The sequence below is a fragment of the Pseudomonas sp. CM25 genome (genome assembly GCF_013179705.1).
Classification (GTDB): Bacteria; Pseudomonadota; Gammaproteobacteria; order Pseudomonadales; family Pseudomonadaceae; genus Aquipseudomonas.
In genome coordinates this window covers 1-7,663 of record NZ_JABMCW010000273.1, presented here as the reverse complement: position 1 = coordinate 7,663, position 7,663 = coordinate 1, and the positions used below count along the sequence as shown (strand labels likewise).

Genomic DNA, 7,663 nt, shown 5'->3' with positions numbered 1-7,663 from the left:
CAGGTACGGGCGCGAGAGCGGCGGTGAGGTTGCTGCCACACGAGAACCGATCACCAGGCGTTGCGCAGAGTGTGAGGGTGACTCTATGCTCCAGGGCAAATTGCATCAGGGCTGACAGGTGCTTGCCATTAGAGGTGCAGCGCCTATGAGATCGAGCGCCGCGCGGGCGGCGCTCGATCTCATAGGCGCTGAAAATGCTGTGCCAAGCACCTGTCAGCCCCGATGCAATTCCCCCAAAAATCCCCTGCCAGCGATCAAGCCCCTACTGCCGCAAACGCTCCAACGCCTGCAGCACATACTCCGTTGCCCGTTCCCCCTGCCCTTCCCGGCAAGCGATGCCCAACTGCCGCCATAACCCCGGCCGCAGCGGCCTGCGCATAACACGCCGGTCCAGCTCCGCCGCCTCACCTTCCTGCGGCAACAACGTCGCCCCATACCCGGCGCCGACCAGGCTCTTGATCGCATCGTTGTAGTTCAGCTCGATCCGCGGCTCGGGGTACAGCCCCGCCGCTGCGAACCACTCCCCGGTCACCCGCGACAGCTGGGTGCTGCTGTCGTTGAGGATCAACGCCCGCTGCGCCAGCCAGGCCGGCGTAACCTTCGCCGGTGGCTGCCAGTCGGCAGGCACATAAGCCAGGATCGGGTCGCGCCGCCAAGGGGTTACCGTCAACCCTTTCCCCGCCACCTGCGGCAAGGCCACCAGGCCGATGTCCAGCGTGCCCTCGCGCAGCCGTGCCAGCGACGCCTGCGAGGTCAGCACCTGCACTTGCACGTCGATCCTCGGGTGCTCCACCCGCAGCTGCTCCAGCGCCTGAGGCAACAAGTGGGCGATGGCCCCGGTGGACGCGCCCAGCCGCACCCGGCCGGTCAGCCCCTCGACCTGCCGGCGCACTTCTTCAAGCGCCAGGTCGGCATCGGCCAGCAAGCGACGGGCACGCGCCAGCAGCGTTTCGCCGATCGCGGTGGGCCGAACCTGGCCGCGGGTGCGGCTGAGCAAAGCACCGCCAACCCGCGCCTCCAGCTCGGCCACGTGCAGGCTGATGGTGGGCGGCGCCAGGTTGAGCTGGCGTGCAGCCTCGGCAAACGAGCCAAGGTCGCTGATGACCACCAAGGTGCGGAGGCGGTCGAGGCTTATTTCGCGCATTGTCTATACCGTCCACTTCGCAGGAAGAGCCTGAGGGCCTGTCAAACCCAGCCCCGTCCGTGTAGAAGCGGCGGTGCGGCGATCCGATCTACCCGCTAAAGGGCCGGCCTTGACATGTTCGTTCAGAAAATCTGAACACTACCGTCATGATATTCAAATTTCCTTAATCAAAGCCACAGGCGAGCATAACCCCCCCCTCCCCAACCGGACCCCGACCATGCATACCCCTGTTGTCTTCATCGATGGCGACCAAGGCACCACCGGCCTGCAAATCCACGCCCGTCTGCAAGGCCGCAGCGACTTGCGCCTGCTGACCCTGCCCGAAAGCGAACGCAAAGACCCGCAACGCCGCCGCGAGGCAATCAACAGCGCCGACATCGCCCTGCTGTGCCTGCCCGACGACGCTGCCCGCGAGGCCGTGGCGGCCATCTACAACCCGCAGGTGCGGGTAATCGACGCCAGCTCCGCGCACCGCACCACCCCGGGCTGGGTCTATGGCCTGCCAGAGCTGGACGACCAACAAGCCGAGCGCATTGCGCAAAGCAAGCGTGTCAGCAACCCCGGCTGCTACCCCACCGGGGCCATTGCCCTGCTCCGCCCACTGGTAAAGGCCGGCCTGCTGCCCGCCGACTATCCGCTGAACATCCACGCCATCTCTGGCTACTCCGGCGGCGGACGCGCTGCAGTCGAACGGCATGAACAGCCCGACGCAAGCAAGGCCCCGACCCTGCAGCTCTATGGCCTGGAACTGGCGCACAAGCACGTACCAGAGATCCAGCAGCACGCCGGCCTGTCGGCCCGGCCGATGTTCATGCCCGGATACGGCGCCTACCGCCAGGGCATCGTGCTGAGCATTCCCCTGCAGTTGCGCCTGCTGCCTGGCCAGGTCAGCGCCGGCCAGCTGCAAGCCTGCCTGGAACAGCACTATCAAGGTGCCCGGCACGTCCAGGTCATGCCCCTGCACCAGGACGGCGCTGCGGCCAACCTCGACCCCGAGGCGCTCAACGACAGCAACGACCTGCGCCTGGCGCTGTTCGCCAACCCCGAGCACGGCCAGGTACTGCTGACTGCGGTGTTCGACAACCTGGGCAAAGGCGCCTCGGGCGCGGCGGTGCAAAACCTGGACCTGATGCTTGGTGCGTTACAGGCACAAGGCTGAAACGGAAAAACCGGTTAAACTGTACAGCCCGCGCCAGCACGGCGCGGGCTGTATTCCCACCCGCCGGAGCCCGTCACCCGATGTTCATCCTGAGCCGCCTCGACAGCGTGCCGCCCGAATCTTTCCAGAACCAGATCCGCGAGCTGGTGATCCACAATGTCAGCGAACTGAGCAGTGTCGCCATCACTGCCGACAACCCCCTGTATCCGCTGTACCAGTACGGCGTCGGCATGGAGGTGCACCAGTACCTGCAAGCCATGGACGGCACCCGCGGCCTGGCGGTGGCGCTGACACTGGCGCTGGACGCCGAGGCGCCCGACCAGCTGCTGGGCTTTGCCCTGTCGCTGCCGGCCGAGGACGACGAACAGGCCTGCGCGCTGGCGTTCCTGGCCGTGCAACCCAGCCACCGCCGCCAAGGTATCGCCCGCGCCTTGCTGGGTGATCTGCAGGCGCGGCATGCCTGCGTGGAACTGAACGCCTTTGCCAGCCAGGTGCCGTGGTTCGAGGCCATGGGCATGCAGGCAGTGGCCGCCAACGGGCCGCAGGTGCTGATGAGCAGTACCGGGCAAGCCAGCGGTGCGTTGATCGGGCGGCTGGACATTGCACCGATCTACGAGGCGGTTGAAGTGATGCAGATTCATACCTACCTGCTTAACCAGCAGGGTGAAGATGCGATGATCGAAGCGGAACAGATGCGCGATGAGCGGCTGGACGAGCTGGCCGTTCAGGCGCGGGAGTGTGTGCGGCAGCGCAAGACCGTACATTGATCGAGGGGCCTTTTCGCGGGCTCGCCCGCTCCCACAGGGATATCACAAGACCCAAGGGCGATGAATACCGGTGGGAGCGGACAAGCCCGCGAAGAAACCTCATAGGCCCATCAGCCATGCACCCAGCGCCGATGCAGCCCTCGCGCAAAGGCATCCAGCACAAAGCCCAGCACCCCGATCAGCAGCACCATCGCCATCAGCTCGGAATACGCCAGCCGGTCACGGGTATCGAGGATGAAGTACCCCAGCCCCGCACTGACCCCGAGCATTTCGCACGGCACCAGCACGATCCACAAGATGCCGATGGCCAGCCGCACCCCGGTCAGCACATGGCCGATCACCCCCGGCACGATCACCTTGCACAAGGTTTCCCGGCGTGTGGCGCTCAGGCTGCGGCTCAACTGCAGCCAGCGTGGGTCCAGTTGCCTGACCCCGGCAGCGGTGTTCAGCAGAATCGGCCACAACGCGGCAAACGCCAGCAGGAAATAGATCGGCTGGTCGCCCACGCCCATCAGCATCACCACCACCGGCATCCACGACAGCGGCGAGATCATGCGCAGGAACTGGAATGCTGGCGTGGTCGCCGCCTCCAGGTGCCGGTAGCTACCCACCAGCAGGCCCAGCGGCACACCAATCAGCAGCGCCAGCAGCAGCCCGATCAGGATGCGTTTCAGGCTCACCCAGATATGCCCGTAGACCTCCCCCTGCCCCAGCAGCTCGACCAGGCTGGCCAGGGTTGCGTTGGGCGAAAAGCGCGCCGACAAGCCATCGGCCTGGCCAAACACTGCAACACCCGCCCACCACAACAGTAACAAACCGAGCAGACCCGCCAGACCAAGCCCGGCGTGCAGGACATGCGTGCGCATCAGACCGCGAACTCCTCGTTACGCTCGTAGCTGTCGGCAATGCCGAACACCGACGGCCCGCCCACGGCGGTAATGGCGTTACGCACGAAGCGGTCGTCGACCAGGTCCCTGGCGGTCTGCACCGGGTCAAGGCCGGCAAGGAACGCGTTGTCACCCTCGATCAGGGTGGTCTGCAAGCGCTTGACCAGCGCTTCGGTGTAGCTGGGGTACGGGTACGGCTGGAAGTCGATGCGTTTTTCGTCCCACTGCTGATGGCGGATGGCACCACTTGCAATGTAGCCAGCCCGGTCCTCGGCGGCCGGCGCCAGCACCTTGGCCAGCACCGCAGGCTCGTGCGGGGTGTACTTGTTGGGGCCGGCCCTGGACAGCAAGGCCGCCGCTTCGGCGCGGTGATCGCGCGTCCACTGTTGCGCCTTGACGATGGCGTTGACCACTTTCTGCGACCATTCCGGGCGATTGTTCAGGTCATGCTCGTGCATGAACACCACGCAGCAGGCGTGATTGCGCCACACATCGCCGGTGAAACGCTGCACCCGGCCAACCTTGAGGTTCTCGGCCAGGGCGTTGAACGGCTCGGCAACGATGTAGCCGGCAATGCGTTTGCTGGCCAGGGCTGGCGGCATGTCGGACGGCGGCAGCACCAGCAGGTTGACTTCATTGGCGTCCAGCTGGGCAGTGACCGGCCTCGACACCGGCGTCAGGCCGTTGTCGTTGAGCATCTGCTGCAGCACCACGTTGTGGATCGAATACCAGAACGGGATGGCCACGGTCTTGCCACCTAACTGCTTGAGGTCGGTGATGTCCGGGGCCACGGTCAGGCCCGAGCCCCCCACGTGGTTCCAGGCCACCACCTTGGCCGGCACCTTGCTGGCATAGCGCGCCCACACTGTCATCGGCGACAGCAGGTGGATGACATTGACCTGGCCGGAGATGAACGCCTCGATCACCTGGGCCCAGCTGCGCAGCAGCACCGGGCGCTCGGCCTTGATGCCTTCGGCTTCGAACAGGCCATTGTTGTGCGCCACCAGCAGCGGCGTGGCGTCGGTGATCGGCAGGTAGCCGATGCGCACCGGCGCGTCCGGTTCGGCGGCGGCGCGGGCCTGCAGGCTTGAAAGCAATGGCAGCGCGCCGGCTGCCGTGAGCATGGCACCGAGCTTGAGGAAATCGCGACGTGAAGAAGCGGAACAGCAGTCATCCATGCACATGGACAGCCTCCGAGGGCAACGGGGTTGGGGTGGGTTCGACTGTGCGGCTTGCCCGCCGAAGGGTCTTGAGGATTTCGATACGCAGGGCGCCCAGCTCGTCGACCCGCTGCGCGCGCGGCTGCGGCAGGTCGACGAGCCACTGCCCGAGGATGTGCGCTGGGTGGTTGCCCAGTAGCAGCACCCGATCGGACAGCAGCAGGGCTTCGTCAATATCGTGGGTGATCAGCACCGCCGCCGTATTGTGGGTGGCGATCAGCTGCAGCAGCAGTTGCTGCATGTCGGCCCGGGTCACTTCGTCCAGCGCGCCGAACGGCTCGTCGAGCAACAGCACCTCGGGCTGGCGGGCCAGGCAACGGGCCAGTGCAGTGCGCTGGGCCATGCCGCCGGACAGCTGCGCCGGGAACTGGCCACGGGCATGGGCCAGGCCCACGGCCGCGATGGCATGGTCGATGCGTGCACGCCGCTCGGCTGCGGCCAGTCTGGGCTGGCGGGCGAAGTCCAGGCCGAAGGCGACGTTTTTCTCCAGGCTCAGCCAAGGCAGCAGGCTGGGGTCCTGGAACGCTACGGCCAGCCGGGGGTGCGGCCCTTGCAACGGCTGACCGTGCAGGGTGACACTGCCAGCGCGTGGCTGCTGCAGGCCGGCCAGTACGCGCAGCAGGCTGGACTTGCCAACCCCACTGGGGCCAAGAATGCTCACCACTTCGCCCGGTGCCAGCTGCAGGTCGAACTGCGCCAGCACCTGCTGCCAGCCCCCCTCGCGCGGGTAGCCCAGGCTGATGTCGCGGGCTTCGAGCAACACTGGGCTCATGCCGCGCCTGCCTGGCGCTGCAGTTCGGCGCGCAGCTGCACCAGGCTGGGCGTGACAATCGGCACGAAGGCCGACTCGCGCCAGCGGCGGGCAAACCCTTCGCCATACTCGCTCAGGTAAGCCTTGCCACCGCTGGCCTGCAGCTCCAGTTGTACGGCGTCGGCGGCGCTTTCAGCCAAGGTGATGCGCAGCTTGAACAACGCCGCCGGTTGCTGCTGGAAGCGGCCATCGAGCAGGCCCTGTTTCAGTTCGCTTACGGTATTTTCCAGACGCTCGCCGAGCACCTGGCGGGCCTCCTCCAGGAACGAGGCACGACCATTCAGATGCGCCCGTACTTCCTCCAGTGCACGTCGCGCCAGGCCGATGGCCATGCCACACTGCAACGCCAGAAACGCGGGGCGTACCCGCGGCAGGAACTCGCGGGCATTCTCATGCAGCAGCCATTCCCGCGACAACTGCACCTGGCGCAAAGCCAGCGCCGCCGTGTTGCTCGACTGCAGGCCCATCAGTTGCAGGTCATCCGAACGCTCCAGGCCTTGCACGTCCGATGGAATGGCCAGCACGAACGGCGCGCTTCCGGCCTCGTCTTCAATCGCTGCCGCCACCACGAATCCACTTTTGCGCAGGTTGGTCACCCAGTGCAGGCGCCCATCCAGGTCCCAGCCATCGGCTGCCGGCCGACCGCGCACCTGCAGCGCTTCGATACCTGACAGAAACTTCATGGCGTTGGACAGCCCGGTAGCCCCGGCCAATTCGCCGGTCAGCAAGCGCGGCAACAGGCGCTCGCGCAGGGGCTGGTTGGGACTGTGCAGCAGGTACTCGATGAAGGCGCGTTGGCCCCAGCAGACAAAGGCTGCGGCCAGCGAGCGACTGGCGATGGCGGCAATGGCTTCGACCGCGTCGGTAACCTGCCCGCCCGTGCCGCCAAGGGCCGGGTCTACACCAATACGCAGCAGCTGCGATTCGGCAATCTGCGCCAATACCAATTGCGGTTCGCACTGGCCCCGGTCGATGGCCTCGGCATTGGCGTCCAGCCATCGTCGAAATGCACAATCTTGCATGGTCTTGCTCCTTGGGAAACGCCAGGGCCGCTGTGCGGCCCATTCGCGGCACAAAGCCGCTCCTACAACCACCGCGTTATGGCAGGTGTCACGCGCGGATCAAGCGGAAGGCTGCCAGCGATACTTGCCAAGCTCTTCATTGAGCGGCGTCTGGGCGAACACATTAGCAAAGTTGCACAGCGTTGCCAGACTCACGCCCAGAATCACCTCCAGGGCGTTGCCCTCGCTGAAACCGGCTGCGCGCAAAGCCTGGTAGGTGGCTTCACTGACGTTGCCGCGGGTGGCGATCACTTCACGGGCGAACGCGGCGAGGGTTTCGTAGCGGGCATCGGGCAGCTCGCCGCGGGCGCGCAGGGCATCAACCACTTCCTGCGGCAGCTTGGCTTTGTTCAGGGCCACGGCGGTGTGGCCGGCGACACAGAAATCGCAGCCATGCTGGGTAGCGGCGATCAGCTGCACCACTTCGCGCTCGGCCAGGGTCAGTTCGGACTTGCCATTGAGCGCCGAAACGGTCACATAGGTTTCCAGCGCTGCCGGGGCGTTGGCCAGCACGCCGAGCAGGTTGGGGATGAAGCCGGATGCCTTCTGAGCGTTCTCGAGGAACGGACGGGCCGCTTCCGGTGCGGTCTGCAGGGTGTGTAGAGTAATGCGCG

Annotated in this window: 8 protein-coding genes; 2 read left to right on the top strand and 6 right to left on the bottom strand. The window is 65.9% G+C overall.

Going from position 1 to position 7,663, the window contains the following annotated elements:
* Positions 1 to 262: 262 nt before the first annotated feature.
* A complete protein-coding gene (locus tag HP546_RS22655; RefSeq protein WP_172229730.1) occupies positions 263 to 1,144 on the bottom strand; it encodes a LysR family transcriptional regulator in 882 nt (293 codons plus the stop codon).
* A gap of 217 nt (positions 1,145 to 1,361) precedes the next feature.
* Between HP546_RS22655 and argC the strand changes: the two genes are divergently transcribed.
* Both argC and HP546_RS22645 read left to right on the top strand, forming a co-directional pair.
* Positions 1,362 to 2,303 carry an N-acetyl-gamma-glutamyl-phosphate reductase gene (gene argC / locus HP546_RS22650; protein ID WP_172229728.1) on the top strand — a complete coding sequence of 314 codons (942 nt, stop codon included), beginning with the start codon at positions 1,362 to 1,364 and terminating at the stop codon, positions 2,301 to 2,303.
* A gap of 80 nt (positions 2,304 to 2,383) precedes the next feature.
* The gene (locus tag HP546_RS22645) at positions 2,384 to 3,070 is read left to right on the top strand and encodes a GNAT family N-acetyltransferase (protein ID WP_172229726.1); all 687 of its coding nucleotides are present in this window, start codon (positions 2,384 to 2,386) and stop codon (positions 3,068 to 3,070) included.
* A gap of 110 nt (positions 3,071 to 3,180) precedes the next feature.
* On the opposite strand, the gene HP546_RS22640 is transcribed toward HP546_RS22645, so the two are convergent.
* The 5 genes from HP546_RS22640 to HP546_RS22620 all read right to left on the bottom strand — a co-directional run.
* On the bottom strand, positions 3,181 to 3,936 hold the full coding sequence (locus HP546_RS22640) for an ABC transporter permease (protein ID WP_172229724.1): 756 nt from the start codon (positions 3,934 to 3,936) through the stop codon (positions 3,181 to 3,183).
* Positions 3,936 to 5,141 (bottom strand): ABC transporter substrate-binding protein, encoded by a 1,206-nt coding sequence (locus HP546_RS22635; RefSeq protein ID WP_172229721.1) that lies wholly within the window; start codon positions 5,139 to 5,141, stop codon positions 3,936 to 3,938. Before HP546_RS22635 ends, HP546_RS22640 begins: the two co-directional genes overlap by 1 nt.
* Positions 5,128 to 5,949: an ABC transporter ATP-binding protein gene (locus HP546_RS22630; RefSeq protein ID WP_172229718.1), complete on the bottom strand. Its 822-nt coding sequence runs from the start codon at positions 5,947 to 5,949 to the stop codon at positions 5,128 to 5,130. Before HP546_RS22630 ends, HP546_RS22635 begins: the two co-directional genes overlap by 14 nt.
* Positions 5,946 to 7,010 carry an acyl-CoA dehydrogenase family protein gene (locus HP546_RS22625; protein WP_172229715.1) on the bottom strand — a complete coding sequence of 355 codons (1,065 nt, stop codon included), beginning with the start codon at positions 7,008 to 7,010 and terminating at the stop codon, positions 5,946 to 5,948. Before HP546_RS22625 ends, HP546_RS22630 begins: the two co-directional genes overlap by 4 nt.
* A gap of 99 nt (positions 7,011 to 7,109) precedes the next feature.
* Positions 7,110 to 7,663: carboxymuconolactone decarboxylase family protein (locus HP546_RS22620; RefSeq protein WP_172229712.1), on the bottom strand; the 554-nt coding region annotated here is incomplete at its 5' end.

What these genes read in the sequence shown, in the direction of transcription:
- HP546_RS22630 (WP_172229718.1), bottom strand. Translation starts at nt 5,949, where the DNA reads ATGAGCCCAGTGTTGCTCGAAGCCCGCGACATCAGCCTGGGCTACCCG.
- HP546_RS22625 (WP_172229715.1), bottom strand. Translation starts at nt 7,010, where the DNA reads ATGCAAGATTGTGCATTTCGACGATGGCTGGACGCCAATGCCGAGGCC.
- HP546_RS22640 (WP_172229724.1), bottom strand. Translation starts at nt 3,936, where the DNA reads ATGCGCACGCATGTCCTGCACGCCGGGCTTGGTCTGGCGGGTCTGCTC.
- argC (WP_172229728.1), top strand. Translation starts at nt 1,362, where the DNA reads ATGCATACCCCTGTTGTCTTCATCGATGGCGACCAAGGCACCACCGGC.
- HP546_RS22655 (WP_172229730.1), bottom strand. Translation starts at nt 1,144, where the DNA reads ATGCGCGAAATAAGCCTCGACCGCCTCCGCACCTTGGTGGTCATCAGC.
- HP546_RS22635 (WP_172229721.1), bottom strand. Translation starts at nt 5,141, where the DNA reads ATGTGCATGGATGACTGCTGTTCCGCTTCTTCACGTCGCGATTTCCTC.
- HP546_RS22645 (WP_172229726.1), top strand. Translation starts at nt 2,384, where the DNA reads ATGTTCATCCTGAGCCGCCTCGACAGCGTGCCGCCCGAATCTTTCCAG.